The organism is Terriglobia bacterium, assembly GCA_020072565.1.
GTDB lineage: Bacteria > Acidobacteriota > UBA6911 > UBA6911 > UBA6911 > JAFNAG01.
Genome location: JAIQGI010000019.1, coordinates 108,887 through 125,205 on the forward strand (window position 1 = coordinate 108,887; position 16,319 = coordinate 125,205).

At 58.8% G+C, this 16,319-nt stretch carries 11 protein-coding genes; 7 read left to right on the forward strand and 4 right to left on the reverse strand.

Features of this window, described 5'->3' with window-relative positions; translation table 11 throughout:
• Positions 1-42 precede the first annotated feature (42 nt).
• Together LAP85_13265 and LAP85_13270 are read left to right on the forward strand one after the other, a co-directional pair.
• Positions 43-822 carry a hypothetical protein gene (locus tag LAP85_13265; GenBank protein ID MBZ5497366.1) on the forward strand — a complete coding sequence of 260 codons (780 nt, stop codon included), beginning with the start codon at positions 43-45 and terminating at the stop codon, positions 820-822.
• A 53-nt stretch (positions 823-875) separates the two neighbouring features.
• The gene (locus tag LAP85_13270) at positions 876-3,854 is read left to right on the forward strand and encodes a tetratricopeptide repeat protein (GenBank protein ID MBZ5497367.1); all 2,979 of its coding nucleotides are present in this window, start codon (positions 876-878) and stop codon (positions 3,852-3,854) included.
• Positions 3,855-3,969: 115 nt separating this feature from the next.
• Here the strand turns inward: LAP85_13270 and LAP85_13275 are convergent, their stop codons facing one another.
• On the reverse strand, positions 3,970-4,863 hold the full coding sequence (locus tag LAP85_13275; protein ID MBZ5497368.1) for an ROK family protein: 894 nt from the start codon (positions 4,861-4,863) through the stop codon (positions 3,970-3,972).
• 222 nt (positions 4,864-5,085) lie between these two features.
• Here LAP85_13275 and LAP85_13280 point away from each other — a divergent pair, with 222 nt between their 5' ends.
• On the forward strand, positions 5,086-8,181 hold the full coding sequence (locus tag LAP85_13280; protein MBZ5497369.1) for a prolyl oligopeptidase family serine peptidase: 3,096 nt from the start codon (positions 5,086-5,088) through the stop codon (positions 8,179-8,181).
• Positions 8,182-8,299: 118 nt separating this feature from the next.
• Positions 8,300-9,478, forward strand: coding sequence for an aminotransferase (locus tag LAP85_13285; GenBank protein ID MBZ5497370.1), 1,179 nt, complete (start codon positions 8,300-8,302; stop codon positions 9,476-9,478).
• Between the two features lie 129 nt (positions 9,479-9,607).
• On the opposite strand, the gene LAP85_13290 is transcribed toward LAP85_13285, so the two are convergent.
• Positions 9,608-10,537 (reverse strand): AEC family transporter, encoded by a 930-nt coding sequence (locus LAP85_13290; protein MBZ5497371.1) that lies wholly within the window; start codon positions 10,535-10,537, stop codon positions 9,608-9,610.
• A gap of 210 nt (positions 10,538-10,747) precedes the next feature.
• On the opposite strand from LAP85_13290, the gene LAP85_13295 reads away from it, so the two are divergent.
• Positions 10,748-11,746, forward strand: a complete 999-nt coding sequence (locus LAP85_13295) for a hypothetical protein (GenBank protein MBZ5497372.1) — start codon at positions 10,748-10,750, stop codon at positions 11,744-11,746.
• A gap of 67 nt (positions 11,747-11,813) precedes the next feature.
• Here the strand turns inward: LAP85_13295 and surE are convergent, their stop codons facing one another.
• On the reverse strand, positions 11,814-12,656 hold the full coding sequence (gene surE / locus LAP85_13300; protein ID MBZ5497373.1) for a 5'/3'-nucleotidase SurE: 843 nt from the start codon (positions 12,654-12,656) through the stop codon (positions 11,814-11,816).
• Between the two features lie 174 nt (positions 12,657-12,830).
• The gene (locus tag LAP85_13305) at positions 12,831-14,309 is read right to left on the reverse strand and encodes a CoA-acylating methylmalonate-semialdehyde dehydrogenase (GenBank protein ID MBZ5497374.1); all 1,479 of its coding nucleotides are present in this window, start codon (positions 14,307-14,309) and stop codon (positions 12,831-12,833) included.
• 210 nt (positions 14,310-14,519) lie between these two features.
• Between LAP85_13305 and LAP85_13310 the strand changes: the two genes are divergently transcribed.
• Positions 14,520-15,368, forward strand: a complete 849-nt coding sequence (locus tag LAP85_13310; GenBank protein ID MBZ5497375.1) for a hypothetical protein — start codon at positions 14,520-14,522, stop codon at positions 15,366-15,368.
• A gap of 122 nt (positions 15,369-15,490) precedes the next feature.
• Entirely contained in the window at positions 15,491-16,081 is a 591-nt protein-coding gene (locus LAP85_13315; GenBank protein ID MBZ5497376.1) for a metallophosphoesterase, read from the forward strand.
• Positions 16,082-16,319: the final 238 nt, after the last annotated feature.

The window sequence follows — 16,319 nt, forward strand, 5'->3', positions numbered from 1 at the left end:
AATGCCCTCGAGCCTCGACCTGCCGGCATTTCGAATCGCGCTGTGAGCACGGTCTTCGCCGCTCCGGTCGACGACCGCCTGGGCGGCTTGTGTTGTGTCGGCGGCGTGCTCTGGTGCCTGCATAAGGACAAGTTGTTCGCATTGGATCCGGCGACGGGCAAGATGCTGCGGACGCTCGCGGTGCAGGGAAAGGACATCTATGTCGACCTCGCCAGCGACGGGAAGTTCCTCTACCTCCTGCCCTACGGGTGGACTGCCGGCCAGGGCATCCTGAAGTTCGACCTCAAGAGAGGGGAATGGGGACCGGCGCTAGAGACTGCGGCAAACAAGAGCAACAAGGTGTACGGCGCCCGCGGCATAGCGGTCGGCGGAGGCTCCATGTTCGTTGCCAGCCACCTCGGTATTCAGAAGGTGAACCTGGATACTGGCGAGGCAGGCGCGGCGATGACCGTTCAGTTGGAAGGCTACAGAATCGTGGGGGTTGGCGGCCTGGACTTCAACGGTGCCGGGCTGGTCGGCGCCGCAACCATCGAAAAAGTCAAGCTGGGCGCTGACGGCAAACCCTTGGACAACTGGTATGGACTCGACAAGGAGCGTCCCCGCCTCAGCGTGATTCTGCGCATAGACCCGCAAACGGGCATGGTGAAGAGCTTCGAGCCGCTGAACTATCCGGCCAACTCGTTGGCGTACGCCAATGGCATTTTCTGGCTCAGTGAACAGCCCGAAATGGGATTCGATCGTCACAATCAGCCGGTTCGACTCTATCCGAAGAAAATGGTGATCCATCGCCTGGATCTCCGAAAAGCCGAGGCCGGAATGTAACTGCGCACTCCCACCGTTGTGTCTGGGGGGATCGGTAGAGTGTGCGAAAAACCATGGGAAGGAAGGCGATGGACCGGGAAAAGCTGAGAAAGGCCCTGCCGTTTTTTGCATTCGGGTCCGGTTCCTGTGCGCTTGTTTACGAATCGTTGTGGATGCGTTCCTTTGGCCTGATTTTCGGCAACACCACCCATGCCGTCGCCGCTATTTTGTCTGTTTTTATGTGCGGCCTGGCTTTAGGAAGCTTCTTGACCAGCCGGCTTATCTTCAAGAAGACCGTAAAGGTTTACGCCCTGGTGGAAATGGGCATCGGGTCATTCGCACTGCTGACGATCCCCCTCCTCCATTTCTTGCCGGTATGGTATGGAGCGTTTGTCCGCACACAAGGCCTGTCAGCGGCCTCGGAGCTTGTGTTCCGCCTTGTCGGCGCAACGCTCGCCTTGCTGCCGCCGACCATACTGCTTGGCATGACTTTCCCTCTTTTAGTGGAGTTTTTAACGCGCAGCGGAAAAAACTTCTACGCGAACATGGGTTTCCTCTACCGCACAAACACTCTTGGTGGAGTGTTCGGCGTTTTTCTGGTCACTTTTTTTCTCATGCCATTGATGGGCAAGGTTGCGACATTTGCCCTGGCCTCTGCTGGCAACCTGACGATCGGATTCCTCGCCTGGACTTGGGGCAGGGACTTGCAGGCTGACATCAAGAAGAAACCTCAGACGAAAGCAATGCAGCAGGCCGCTCCAAGCCAAGCCGATGCTTCGATTCCCGTCCCTCGGGAGCACTTGCCTTCGATCTTCCTCCTGACCGCCTTTTCAACAGGGCTGTGTTCCTTTGGACTGGAAGTTCTCTGGACGCGCTCGCTGGCACTCGTGATCGGCTCCTCGATTTATTCCTTTAACATCATGCTGATCGCTCTCCTCCTGGGGATTGTCTCGGGCACCTTCATTTATGAGGCTTACTGGAGCAGGATCAAGCGGCCGGTCCGTTGGCTGTCTATCATCATCCTGACAGTCGGAGCCCTGGGATTGATCGATCTGGCTATCATCGGGCTGCTGCCCGTGCTTTTTTTCGCGCTGATCAAAGCCCTGCCGGTCTCCTTTGTTTTGAATCAGACAGTGGGTTTCCTATTGTGCTTCGTGACCATGTTTTTCGTCACGGTGCCGCTGGGTTTCCTGTTCCCCCTGCTGACACATTTGATGAAGCTCAAAAGCTACTCACCCCAGAAGATCTCCAGTCATCTGTATCTCTGGAACACGCTGGGGACGGTCGCCGGATCTTTGGGCACCGCTTTTTTCCTGGTACCCTATTTTGGTCTGCAAACCTCGTTCGTTATGCTTGTTGCCCTGCCCCTCGTGCTCGGCCTGTGGTTTCTGGGTGAATCCCTCTCCTGGTCGGCGATTGCCAGGACTGTCTCGATGATCGCCCTGGTCTGTGCATCCATGGCCCTGTGCAAGTGGTATCAGCCTTGGGACCTGCACATGATGACCGCCGGCATCTATAAGTATGGAATTGACTGGCGTGAAGTCATTGGATCCGCCTGGAGCTTTCCTGAATATTTGAGAAGCGCCCGCGAAATATTGTTTTACAAGGAAGGCGATGAAGGCGTAGTTTGCGTCAGCCGGGCCGGCAACGAACGGATCATCTCGGTCAACGGCAAGAGCGATGCGGGCACCGGCCAGGATGTCATCACACAAAGGATCATTGCCCACCTGCCCTTGATGCTGCACCCCAATCCCGAAAAAACTCTTGTCATAGGCTGGGGGAGCGGCACTACTGCCGGAAGCGCCGGCTTATATTCAAGCCTGAAGCAGATTGACTGCGTTGAGATCGAAGCGCTGATGTTTGACTGCCGGCAGTTTTTCACGGATGTGAACCACAACATCGCCGCCGATCCGCGCTTCAGGATTTATATCAAAGACGGCCGGAACTACTTGCTTACTACGCCCACACGGTATGACGTAATCATGTCCGAACCCTCCAACCCGTGGATTACCGGCGTTTCCAACCTCTTCACCAGGGACTTTTATGCGATCGCCAAGAGTCGCCTGAATGAAGGCGGCATCTTTTGCCAATGGTTCCACTACTACAACATTTCGCCTCGCGATCTGAAGGTGCAGTCACGCACCTTCGCAGAATCGTTTCCCTATGCTTCCATGTGGCTCGTGCCTCCGCGGCCCGTGGAAGTAGGCACCCCTGTCTTGTGCGGGGACATCCTGTTTATCGGCAGTGACAAGGAATGCCACCTGGACTACGAACGTGTCAGCCGCTGGTACAGAGAGAAGGCTGTCCGCGAAGATCTGGCTCCGCTGGGGGGCGTGGAAGATGAGTTGGCCTTTTTATGCAACTATATCATGAACCGTGGCGACATGCTTCGGTTCGGGAGCGGCGTCACGGAAAACTCAGACAACTTCCCTTACCTGGAGTTTTCCGCTCCCAAAGGGCTGTACCTGGCGCGTGCGGAAGCGCAGCAGTCGATCGCGGAGATATACCGCAGCCTTGACAACGGGAGCAGCGAGCAGTTCCCGCCCGTCGAGAACTATCCGCCGCTCATGGCGAAGAACCTCACCAAAAACCAGCATGCGGAACTTTGCGTTTTGATTGGCACGCAATACCTTCGTAAAGCCTTCCTGGAACGCGCCCACCGGCTGGCAGAAAAGGCCATAAGTGAGGATAATCAAAACGGCGGAGCGTATGCTCTGCTGGGTGAAACGCTTTACTCCCAGGGCAGGAGCGCCGAGGCGGAAAGGATGATGCTCCAGGCTCTGGAGATGACTCCCAAGCTCCAAAAGCCGTACCGCATCCTGGGCGCGACTTATTTCAGCCGCAAGGAGTTGGATAAATCAGCACAAATGTATCGCCGCCTGGTGTCTTATTTTCCGGATGATCCCATTGGGTATTTCGGGCTGGCGCTCATATATTCAGATCAACGAGACTGGATTCAGGCACGGGACATGGCAAGAAAGGCACTTGCCATTGAGCCCAAAATGGCAGATGCGAATAAACTCATTGACTTCCTTAACCAGCAGATCAGGTAAAGCATGCTCTCCTTCGGAGGTTTGTGAACAAAGGCTCTCTTGTTTGCTCATTTCGAAATTTGTTTTGTTGCAGTCAGGAGGTTTCACCTGGTGCGACCCCGATAGCCCACCATGTTTATTTCCAGAGCCACGCGGCGCCGCGGACTCCGCTCGAATCCCCGTGCAACGGCGGAACCAGCCGGGTATCGACGCGATCCGAGAATATGTGCCGTCCCCAGATTTGAGGAACGACGGCATACAGACGCCTCAGGTTGGACATGCCTCCGCCCAGGACAATAACATCGGGATCCAGGATGTTGATCACTGCCGCCAGCGCCCGGGCCATGCGCTCCTCATAGCGCCGCAGCGAGGCCTCCGCGAGCGGGTCACCCGACTCGGCGCGCGCCACAATCTCAGAGGGCGAGACCGTTTCGCCGCCGCTCTCCTGGTGATCGCGCGCAAAGCCGGGGCCGGAAAGAAACGTTTCAATACAACCGGTCCGGCCGCAATAGCACGAGGGGCCAGGCCATTCGCCGGGCTCGGGCCACGGCATTGGATTGTGTCCCCATTCCCCGGCGATGGCATTAGGCCCGGTGAGAACCCGGCCTTTTATTGCGATGCCGCCGCCGGTACCGGTGCCCACGATCACGCCGAAGACGACCTCCGCCCCTGCAGCCGCGCCGTCGACGGCCTCCGAAAGAGCAAAGCAGTTGGCATCGTTGGCGAACCTCACCGGCCGGCTCAGCAGGCGCGAAACATCGTCGGCCAGCCGCCTGCCGATCAGCCAGACGGAATTGGCATTCTTGACCAGGCCGGTAGCCGGCGAGATGGCCCCGGGCATGCCCACTCCGACCGTGCCCCGCAAGCCCGTTTCGTTTTCTATAGCAAGCACCAGGTCCGAGATCGCGCGCAGAGTGGCTTCGTAATCGTCCCGCGGGGTCTGAACCCGGCGGCGGACAAGAGTCTGGCCCGAATCGCCCAGGCCGATTGCTTCGATTTTCGTTCCACCCAAATCAATCCCTATCTTCATCAATCCTGTCCGTCATCAATGTACACAAGGCAAAACTGAAATAACGGAGCATCCCGGCCATAGTATCTCAGATCGCCGGGCATGGGAGCTGTGAAATCCGACAAGGGGACATCACTTCTTTATCGGGTTTTAGTGGCGGGAGCTCGGGGGTTATCGTATCATGCCGGCGATATTGTGCCGAAGTCGTGCATTTCCAAAACACCCGCAACAGGAGCAGGTATCATGATTCGATTCGTGAAGACCCACCCAAATCGACCCCAGCTGGCACGGAAGCTGCTGGTTCTCTGTTTTGCATTTTCATTGGTCTCGATCGCAGTGCTGGCGCAGCAGACTCAGACCAAGCGTCCGCTGAACCACAACGATTACGATACGTGGCGGGCGATCCAGCTGCAGCAGCTGACGCGCGACGCCAAGTTTCTGGGCTACACGCTCAATCCGCAGGACGCGGATGGAGAGGTCGTAGTCCGAAATCTGGCTTCCAGCCAGGAGTGGCGTTACAACCGCGGTCACCGAGCTGAGGCAACCGCTGCACCCGCAGCCGACGATCTCGAGGATCAGGGACGAGGAGCCGGCGCGCGGGGTGGTGGAGCCGGCGGCAGCGCCGGGCTCACATTCACCGCGGACGGCCGCTACGCCATTTTTCAGATTCTCCCCACAATGGCCCAGAATGAAGCTGCGAGGAAAGCGAACACGCGTGCCGCCGACATGCCGCAGAACGCCATGGGAATCATGGATCTGACCACGGGCAAGGTGGAACGCGTAGAACGGGTGCGTAGGTTCATGGTGCCTGAAGACGGATCCAACTGTATCGCGTACCTTCTCGAACCCAAGCCGGAAGCCACGCCCGCCCAGGGACGAGGCGGAGAGACCGGTGCTGCGGCAGGTGCAGGAACTCCTCCCGCCGCTGGAGGCGGGGGTACTCGCCAGGGTGGGGGCGGCCGTCAAGGTGCTGCCGGAGCTGCGGGCGCCGGTCGCGGTGGAGCGGCGCGCACCCAGTATGGGAGCGACCTGGTGGTGCGCAGTCTGGCTGAAAAGAGCGAGCCCCGCGTGTTCGCCGATGTGCTCGAGTTTTCGCTCACCAGGGACGGCAAGATCCTGGTGTACACGGTGTCTTCCAGAAAGCCAGAGGGTAACGGCGTCTACCGCATTGCGGTCGGGGCTTCCGGCGAGCCGACGGCCCTGCTCAGCGGCCGTGGCAAGTACAGCCGTCTGACCTGGGACGAAAAGCAGACCCAGTTGGTTTTCACGAGCGACAAGGACGACGCCACGGCCAAACAGCCGAAGGTCAAGATCTATTCTGCCGACATGCAGAGTCCCGCCGCAACGGAGCTGATTTCGACCGCGACGCCGAATTTCCGGGAGGGTTACGTCATCAGCGGGGGCGGACTGTCTTTTTCCCGGGATGGCAGCAGGCTCTTCTTCAGTATTTCTCAGCCCGGCGCGACCCAAGACACCACTGAGGAGACCGGAGGCGCAACCCCGACCCCGGCTCCGGCTCCGGCCGCAGCCGCGGCCACGGAAGAAAAGGTCTCAGCCGACCTGTGGCACTGGAAGGATGATTTCATCCAGCCCATGCAGAAGGTGCGCGCTTCGCAGGATGCGAACCGGTCCTATAGCGCCGATTTCAACATCAAAGACAAAAAGCTGATCCAGCTGGCCGACGAAACTATGGCCCAGGTTGCGCCGCAGGGTGACGGCCGCTGGGCGCTGGGCACGGATGACCGGAAATACCGGATCCTGGTGGGATATGAACAGGGGAACTTCTCCGATTCCTACCTGGTCAACACCGACGACGCCAGCCGCAAGCCGCTGCTGACCAAACAGTTGGGCTCCATTTCCTTCTCTCCCAACGCCAAGTACGGTCTCTACTTCGACGGCAAGGATTGGAACAGCATTTCCATTCCCGACGGCAAGACTGTCAACCTGACCAAGGGTCTGGGCGTGAATTTCTGGAACGAGAACAACGACACCCCCAGCACCCCGGGCAGCTACGGCAACGGAGGCTGGACCAAGGACGAAAAGTACGTGTTGTTGAACGATCGCTACGACATCTGGCAGGTCGCTCCTGACGGATCCGGCGCCAAGAACCTCACCGACGGGGTCGGCCGCAAGGAGAAAATCGCCTTCCGCTACGTCAATATCCGAACCGATCCCAATGAACGTGGGATCGATCCCCAGCAGCCGCTGTTGCTAAGGGCAGACAACGAGTGGACGCACGACACCGGCTTCTACCGCGACAAGATCGACGGAGGGCTGCCTCAGAAACTGATCATGGCCGCCAAGAACTTCTCCGCTCCCACAAAAGCGAGGAATGCCGACGTCTATATGCTGACGGGGTCGACATTCAACGAATTCCCCGACATCCTCGTGTGCGGGCCGAACTTCAACGACATGAGGAAGGTCACCAACGCCAACCCGCAGAAAGCGCAGCTGCGCTGGGGCACGTCGGAATTGATCCGCTACAAGAACAGCGACGGCGTTCAACTCAGCGGCATCCTCTTCAAGCCGGAAAATTTCGATTCGAAGAAGAAGTATCCGATGATGGTTTACATTTATGAGCTGCTTTCCAGCGGCGTGAATAACTTCGTGAATCCGGCGCCCGGCACCTCGATCAACATCTCCTACTATGTCAGCAACGGCTACCTTGTGCTTGAGCCGGATATCATCTACACCATTGGCTATCCGGGCCAGAGCGCGCTCAAATGCGTTCTACCCGCGATCCAGGCGGTAGTGGACAAAGGATTCGTGGACGAGAACGCCATCGGCATCCAGGGCCACAGTTGGGGAGGCTATCAGATCGCGTACATGGTGACGCAGACCAACCGGTTCAAGGCTGCCGAGGCGGGGGCGCCCGTCGCCAATATGACCAGCGCTTACAGCGGCATCCGCTGGGGGACAGGAATGCCGCGGCAGTTCCAATACGAGCACACCCAGAGCCGCATCGGTGGAAACCTGTGGGAGAACACGATGCAGTACATTGAAAACTCCCCGGTTTTTCAGGCCAACCGGGTGCAAACCCCGCTGCTCATCCTGCACAATGACGGCGACGACGCCGTCCCCTGGTATCAGGGGATCGAGTACTACCTGGCCCTGCGCCGCCTCGGCAAAGAAGTCTACATGTGGGTTTACAACGGCGAGCCCCATGGCCTGCGCAAGCGGGTAGACATGAAGGACTACACAGTCCGCATGCAACAGTTTTTCGACAATAAACTGAAGGGCGCGCCCATGCCGGAGTGGATGGAAAAGGGAATTCCTTACAACGACAGGGATAAGGAAAAAGAGCGCCTCAAAGCGGCAGTATTCGGAGAGAAGAAGTAACTCTCAAAATCAGAAACCGCCACCTTCAAGGATCTTTGCGTCTTCGCGTCTCTGCGGTGAACAGAACAACTCACCCTGGGGATGCCGGGACGCAAAGATCCAATCCATTCCACATGCCATGAAGTTCTGCATTAATCCTCTGCTGGCGGCCACCGACGCGCCGCCCATTCCTGAAGTGCAAGGTTGGGCGGCGGGCCGCAAGCCCGGCGACCCTCCCACCATCGACCTGCTCCAGGCAGTCCCGGGGTATCCGCCCGATCCAAGCCTGACCGCCTACCTGGCTGAAAAGGTGATGGACTTCGGCATGTCACTCTACACCCCAATCCAGGGCACATCAGGCCTGCGCGGGGCATTCGCCGCCGAAATCAGCACCACCTATGGGGCGCCGGTTGAGCCCGATCAGGTTTGCATCACCGCGGGTTGCAATCAGGCCTTTTATGCCGCGATGATCGCCCTGGCGAGGGCGGGCGACAACGTCATCCTGCCAACCCCCTTTTATTTCAATCACCAGATGACTCTGGACATGCTCGGCCTGCAAGCCCGCCACCTGCAGGCACGCGAGCAAAACGGATTTGTTCCCGACCCGGATGAAGCCACCGCATTATTGGATGGGGGCACTCGCGCCCTGGTCCTGGTTACGCCCAACAATCCGACTGGCGCCGTGTATCCGCCGGAAATCCTGGAGCGCTTCTTCGACCTTGCTGCAAGCCGACGCATCGCGTTGATCCTCGACGAGACCTATCGCGACTTCCTGCCCCTTACCCAATCCCGGGCGCACGACCTGTTTCTTCGGCCGGAGTGGCACGACACGCTGATCCACCTCTACAGCTTTTCCAAAGCCTTCAGCCTTGCAGGCTATAGAGTCGGGGCGACAGTAGCGTCGGCCCGGTTTGTCGGACAGGTGCTCAAAATCATGGATTGCCTTGTCATTTGTGCTCCCCATATTTCTCAGGTTGCCGCACAGTTCGGGGTGGAGAGACTGACGCAGTGGCGCGAGCAGAAAAGGGTGCTCATGGCCGGCCGCATAAATGCTTTCCGCAGGGCTCTGACAGCCCGGGCGGGCCAGTGGGTCATCGGTTCGATCGGGGCATATTTCGCTTACCTGCGCCACCCCTTCGAGAAACTGAGTTCCATTCAGGCAGCCAAGCGGCTCGCGGATCGCCAGAGCCTCCTCTGCCTGCCGGGAAGCGCCTTCGGGCCCGGACAAGAACGCTACCTGCGCGCCGCTTTCGCCAACATCGAATCCTCCCAGATGACGGATATCGCCCACAGGCTGGCATTGTCTGCGGAACCCTGAGACCGGTATCGGTTGTCGGGTGTCTTCGTCTGATGCTTTGAATCTTAGAGTCCTGGAGTCTTTGAGGTCGGCAGGACAAGATCCGCTCGGAGACTCTGGGATTCCTGGGCGAAAGTAAAGAGGGTGCCACTAGCCCGTGGAGAGCAGGTAGGCGATCAGCGGCGTTAGAGTCAATGGGCTCAAAAGCGTCGTAACAACTACGGTGCCGGTCACCAGCGGCACATCAAGGTCATATTCCACAGCCAGTATTGTTGCGACCACCGCGGCAGGCATGGCGGACTGGAGAACGGCTGCCTGGCGCGCGAGCCCCGACAAGCCGATCACCCGCGCCAGGAGCAGGGCAACCAGGGGGGTTGCAACCAGTTGCAGGAAACCTGCCGCGCCGATCAAGCCGATGCGGTTACGGGGCCATCTGCGGGCTTCGGCAATCTGCAGTCCTAATATGACGAGCATGAGCGGAATCGCAGCATCGCTGAGCAGGGTAACCGAGCGATCTACGAACAACGGGATTTGCCAGGCCGTCTGGCGCACGATCCCGGCAGCAATCAAGCCATAGAACGCGGGCACCGTCAGCAGCTTGCGCAGTGCCTCCAAAGGTGGGAATTTCCCCATCGAAGCGATCAAAACCCCGGCGGTGTACAGGATGATGGTGCCGAACACGAAGCAGACCATGGCGCGTGCCAGGGCCGCTTCACCGAAGGCAAACTTGTTCGCGGCCAGCCCGTAATTCCCGCTGTTGACGAACACCGACGCGACTATCAGACTCGCCAGCAAATGCCGTCCCACGCCCAGCAATCTCCCGCACAGGAATGAAAGCACGCCCATGATCGCGCTGACCGTGAGAGTAAACAGAGCCAGCTTGCCGAACTCGCCACCGGCAATTCCGACACGCGCCAGCGAGACAAAAACCAGGCACGGGCTAAAGATGTAAAAAGCCAGCCGGGAGGCGGTTTTGATATCTGGGTGCAGGGTCCGGCCCAGGGCGAAGCCCGCCCCTGTGGTGAGCAGGATCGGCAGCAGATTGTTGACAAATACCTCCTTGATTACGGCAAACTCCATACCTGCCCTGCTTCCTCCCGGATCCTTTCCAGAGAATCGAGGGAATATGCCTTCCCCGGAATCCATTTGTCAACAAAACCTGTACAATACCCGGGATTCAGAATGCCTGCGAAGAAGCCGGCCCTTATGTAAGGGCAGAGGAATGAACCGAGTTGCCCCTTGGAGCATCAATTCTGGTAGGGTTATCTGGAGAATATGGAGAAAAAAGCGATGCAAAAGTGCCGATGGGCACTGATCCTCTTACTGGGTGCGGCCTTCAGCTCCAGACCGATACTGAGCCATGACGCTCAGGGCTCGAACCAGCCGGCCGAACGCGTCTATTTCTCTGCACTCAACAAGGAGGAGAGGCCTGTCCCCGGACTGAAGGCGGCGGATTTCGAATTGCGCGTCAACGGCAGGCCGGCTTCACTGGAAGGTTTTCGTGCCGGCCTGCCGTACGGCGATCGCTCGACCCCCCTGGTAGCATGGATTCTTCTCAGCATCGGTCCAAAGATCGATTCCAAGGCAATTCAGAGGCAGGCCGGCACCATTGCAGCCGCCTTCGCAATGCTCCACCCAGGGTCGGTCATGGGTATCAAGTTGATCAGCGACCGATCCGAAACGCTGGCGCCGCTGGCACACGACCCGCAGGCTCTGCGCGCCTCATTCCTCCAGTATGGAGAGCGGCGCGCTGAACTGCAGGTAGGCATACAGAATGATTCCGTGCCGCTGGGCAACGCCGGCATGGCCCGTGCGCTGGAATTGGCTGTAGATGAGTTGGATGCGTACGTTGCGTCTCAACCTTCCCTGCAAAACCGTGAGGTGCATCGCGCAGTCATGATCATTTCCAACGGCGACCTGAACCCGGACTACAAACTCAAATCGTTTTACGCAAAGGCGGCTCTTGAGAGCGTATTCGTGTATCCAGTCTACGTTCCGGTCGACTGGTATGGCCAATGGGTCCTGGATTACTACGAGCTGGCCAAGAAAACTGCCGGGGTAGCATCTGTCTTCGGCGCCATAAAACCGGGATCGAAGGTGCTGCCGCTCCCTCAAAGCAATCAGGATGCGAATGCCTTACAGGCAAACTTCATCCATATGATCCGGGATGTCAACGGCAAATATTCCTTCACTATCCTTCCGCCGCCTGAGGGGCAGCAGATGCAGCTCGAGTTGAGGTGCAAGGTCAAAGGGATTCAGATCCGGCTGCCGCGCACTTCGCTGCCTTAGCAGTCACCCTGCCGGGATGCAGATGCGCGCGGGCAAACGCTGATCGACATCCGCGCGCTTCTGCGCCTTACTTTCCTTCAGACTGCCGGGGTAAGCGAAGGTCCAGCCCTCGCAAAGCCTCCAGCCCCTGTGATGATGTGACATCGAGTGCCATTGGGGTCACGGTGATGAACCCGCGCACGAACGCCCAAACGTCGGTGCCTTCGGCATCGTCTTCCAGCTGTTTCCAAATGGGCCAGAAGTATAAACGCCCGCCAGGACTCACACGGCGTTCGAAACTATCATGGCGCGGTTTCACGCTCATCCCGGTCAAACGCACGCCCTTACGCTCTCCCGCAGGGACGTTCACGTTCAGGAAAAGCCCCGGTTTCAGCATCTGCCTCCTGCGAAGCTGCTCCACCAGTTGACGGACGAAATCAGCGGCCGCTGCATAGTCCTTGGCGTCGTCGCCCCGGATCGAGACCGCGATCGCCGGCAGACCGACAATGGCCGCCTCCCGCGCCGCTCCCAGCGTGCCGGAATGATAGGCAGTGCTGCCGAGATTGTCGCCGCGGTTGATTCCGCTGACAACCAGGGCCGGCCGCCGGGTAAGAAGAGATTCCACGGCAAGCCGGACGCACGACGCAGGAGTGGCATCGATGGCAAACCAGGTGGTCCCGTCCCGCTGCTTTTTCTCTGTCACGAAAATGGGGTCCCGCAGGATTAGGCTGTGCCCTTTGCCGCTCTGCTCGACCGCCGGTGCGGCAACGATTACCTCTCCGACCGGCCGGAGCGCTTCAATGAGTGCCCGCAATCCCGGTGCGTCGTAGCCGTCGTCGTTGGAGAGCAGGATAGTAAAGCGGCTGGAGACAGATTGCGAAGAGCCTGTCATGACAGTGGTGGAGACACATAAAATCAAGAGGAAGATCATTTGCCTCCTGTGGAGCATGCCGAACTCCTTTCGCTTCCACAACCACGAAACAGGCAACGGGACGCTTCGTGAAATTCATGCCGTTCGTGGTCTTGGATTTGTCGAGGCTGGCGTCCGCGTTGCGCTTTCGCTTTCACGTCCAACTCCTGGAGCTTGAATCGGACGCTGACGAGGTCAAGACCAGGTGCCTCGTTTCCCTACGGGATTCCATCGGGAAAGCACCACTTTGGCGCGCGTGTAAAACTGAATCGCTTCCTGCCCCTGAACATGCAGATCGCCGAAGAACGACTGGTTCCATCCGGAAAAAGGAAATACGGCCATGGGCGCCGGCACTCCGACGTTGACCCCGACCATCCCGCACCGGATCTCGCGCGTAAATTTCCTCGCTGCGGCACCGTCGCTGGTAAATATCACGCCGCCGTTCCCGTAGGAAGAGCGGTTGGCCAGGGCAATCGCTTCGTCCAGTGATGAAGCGCGCATCACGGAGAGCACCGGCCCGAAAATCTCATCCCGCGCAATCTGCATACCCGGTTTCACACCATCGAAGACGCTGGGACCGACAAAAAATCCGTGACCGGACCGCGGCGTCAACTTGCGCCCGTCAACCGCCAGAGCAGCTCCCTCTCGCACCCCAAGATCGAGGTAATGGAGAACGCGATCGCGTGCGGAGGCATCGATCATGGGGCCCATGCCGACAGAATCATCCTGATCGGTGGGGCCGACCTTGAGGGCGGCGGCTGCTTTCGCCAGGCGCTCGATGAGTTCATCGCCCACGTCTCCTATGGCGACCGCGACGCTCCCCGCCATGCATCGCTGCCCGGCGCAGCCGAATGCGGCTCCCATGACGGCTCCAGTGGTCGCATCAAGGTCGGCATCGGGTAGGACGATCATGTAATTCTTGGCGCCGCCCGCTGCCTGCACGCGCTTGCCGCTGGAGGTACCGGTCTCATGAATATACTTCGCGACTTTGGTGGATCCGACAAAGCTGACGGCCGCTACCTCGGGATGCCGAAGCAGGGCACCGACAACCTCCTTTCCACCGTGGACGACATTGAGCACGCCGGCGGGCAGGCCGGCTGCACCGGCCAATTCAGCCAGGCGCATCGCCGTCAGCGGCACTTTCGGCGAGGGCTTGAGAACGAAGGTGTTGCCGCAGGCGATGGCGAGCGGATACATCCACATTGGAACCATCGCAGGGAAATTGAACGGTGTGATTCCGGCACAGATTCCGACCGGTTGCCGCGAAACGGATCCGTCGATGCCCTGCGCCACGTTATCGAGAAACTGTCCCATCAGGAGCACGGGGATCCCGCAGGCCGCCTCCACGATGTCGATCCCGCGCCGCACATCGCCGCAGGCTTCCTCAAAAGTCTTGCCATGTTCCCGGGTCACCAGGCGGGCGAGAGTTTCAAAGTTCTCTTCCAGGATCTGCCGGTAGCGGAACAGAATGCGGGCGCGATCGTTGGGTGGAGTATCGGCCCATCCCCGGAGTGCGTCGCGCGCGGCATGAACTGCCTGCTGGACGTCTGCCTCCGCGCAGGCCGGAACTTGCGCAATGACCTCACCCCGGGAAGGATTGAACACGGGCGTTGTAGCATGCACCTGTGCAGGCACTGTCTTCCCGTCGATATAGTTCCCGCAGACCTCTGCCATTCCGCTTACTCCTGACAATAGGGTTGCCCACCATCACCGCACGCGCCCTCAGTCTAACTCAAACTCGACGATTCGGAACACTTTCTCGTGCGCCGGCTCCAGCCGAATCAGCATCCGAGGCACATCGTGCCGCCAGCGGACTGGCCAAATCGAACGGATAGGCGTAGAGTGTTTCCTCAAGAAGACTATCTACGCTGATAAGGAGGATATATGCCCCTCTCCCGTTTGCGTCTGTGGATACTGCCGGTGATATTCTGGATGGCATCCGCAATCTGCCTGCCTGCACAGGAAGAACCGAAACTCAGTGAAGAACAGATGCGGGAGTTCTTGCTCAATGCCAAGGTGTTGAAAGCCAAGAATACCCCCAAGGGCGTCACCTCCCCATTCCAACTCACCTTATCGGATGGGAATATCACACACGACGCCGCCTTTCAAAGAATCAATGAATACAAAATGGTCATGGAGTTTGGCGACGGCCACAAGGAAATGAACTTCCACGACTCTTACAAGTATGACATCGCTGCCTACGAACTGGCCAAACTGCTTGGCCTGGGGGACATGATGCCGGTCACGGTGGAACGCAAGTGGAGGGGCGACAGCGGCGCCATGAGCTGGTGGCTGCCGGTCACAATGGACGAAGCCACGCGCCTCAAGAAGAAAATCGAGCCGCCCGATGTGGATGCCTGGAACAAGCAGATGTACAAGAAAAGGATTTTCGGCGAGCTGGTTTACGATACGGACCCCAACCTCACCAACGTCCTGATCTCTGCGGATTGGCACCTGTGGATGATTGATTTCAGCCGTGCTTTCCGCATTTACAAGGAACTGAGGGACAGCAAGAACGTAACCGAGTCCAAGTGTGAGCGGCAGCTATTGGAGAGATTGCGCAAGTTGGACCGCAACGAGTTTGCGCAGCGGACCAAGGGGCTCCTTACCAAGGATGAGATCGACGGGGTGATGGCGCGCCGGGACAAGATCGTGGCGATTTATGAGGGCCTCATTGCCAAAAAGGGCGAGAAGGAAGTGCTGTACGATGATCCCATCGCCAAGAAGCAGTAGACGGAAGCGCCGTAACAGCCCTGGCGGGGATTGCACCGGATTTTCCCGGACAGTCCTCAGCGGCCTCGTTTCTGTTTTCCCGGGGGGATCATGTCGGCTGTCAAGAGGTCAGCTATGGGGGGATGGCGGCCGAGCTTGAATACGGACGCAAGCATCCCGAATCGCGCTGGAAGATGCCAGGCCGCTGGTATCGGCCGGATTTGCCGTCCGGAACACCGCTGGTGACAATCCTGATGCTCGACAGCAATCGAGACACGCTCACGAAGGAGCAGTGGCAGGCTCATATCCGATGGATGGATGAAGAACTCGCCAAGCCGTGCAAGACCGCCTGGACGCTCTCTTTTCGGCACCATCCGCTTTTCAGCGATGGCCGCCACGGCGACAGCACGGCGATGCAGACGGCCTGGGGAGCAATCCTGAAAAAATACAACGTCGATTTATATCTCAGCGGACACGATCACGTCTTGCAGCACCTGCAGATGCCGGGCCGGCCGACCGCATTCGTCATCAGCGGCGGCGGAGGCGATAACACGAATCGTCCGGTCAATGGCAACCGCGGCCGGTTCGTGCGCGCGACCCACGGTTTTGCTGCCCTGCAATTCGGCACGCAATCGGTGAAGGTGAGCCTGCACGTATTCGAGCGCGATCGCACCGGTGCGATCCGCATCCTCAATACGACGCCGGGTTCCGGGCCATCCAAGGTTGCCGGATGAACGAGGGGACATGGCGGTTTTCGATCGACGCAGCCGCGCTCATTTCTTTCCGGCGGGGACGAGCCGTTTGAGTTCTTCGAACCAGTTTACAACGACATGGATCTGGTTGACGGGCGGCGCTTCCTTCTCCTGCTTCATTTCCGAAGCCACGAAGCGTTTACCGTCAGGTTCGTAGCCTTCAGTGGATCGCCCTCAAATCGGTTCTGCCCGAAATCAAAAAGCACGCGGGGCTTCCCTG

Coding starts and splice junctions, on each gene's coding strand:
- LAP85_13270 (MBZ5497367.1), top strand. CDS start 876: ATGGGAAGGAAGGCGATGGACCGGGAAAAGCTGAGAAAGGCCCTGCCG.
- LAP85_13275 (MBZ5497368.1), bottom strand. CDS start 4,863: ATGAAGATAGGGATTGATTTGGGTGGAACGAAAATCGAAGCAATCGGC.
- LAP85_13280 (MBZ5497369.1), top strand. CDS start 5,086: ATGATTCGATTCGTGAAGACCCACCCAAATCGACCCCAGCTGGCACGG.
- LAP85_13285 (MBZ5497370.1), top strand. CDS start 8,300: ATGAAGTTCTGCATTAATCCTCTGCTGGCGGCCACCGACGCGCCGCCC.
- LAP85_13290 (MBZ5497371.1), bottom strand. CDS start 10,537: ATGGAGTTTGCCGTAATCAAGGAGGTATTTGTCAACAATCTGCTGCCG.
- LAP85_13295 (MBZ5497372.1), top strand. CDS start 10,748: ATGCAAAAGTGCCGATGGGCACTGATCCTCTTACTGGGTGCGGCCTTC.
- surE (MBZ5497373.1), bottom strand. CDS start 12,656: ATGATCTTCCTCTTGATTTTATGTGTCTCCACCACTGTCATGACAGGC.
- LAP85_13305 (MBZ5497374.1), bottom strand. CDS start 14,309: ATGGCAGAGGTCTGCGGGAACTATATCGACGGGAAGACAGTGCCTGCA.
- LAP85_13310 (MBZ5497375.1), top strand. CDS start 14,520: ATGCCCCTCTCCCGTTTGCGTCTGTGGATACTGCCGGTGATATTCTGG.
- LAP85_13315 (MBZ5497376.1), top strand. CDS start 15,491: ATGGCGGCCGAGCTTGAATACGGACGCAAGCATCCCGAATCGCGCTGG.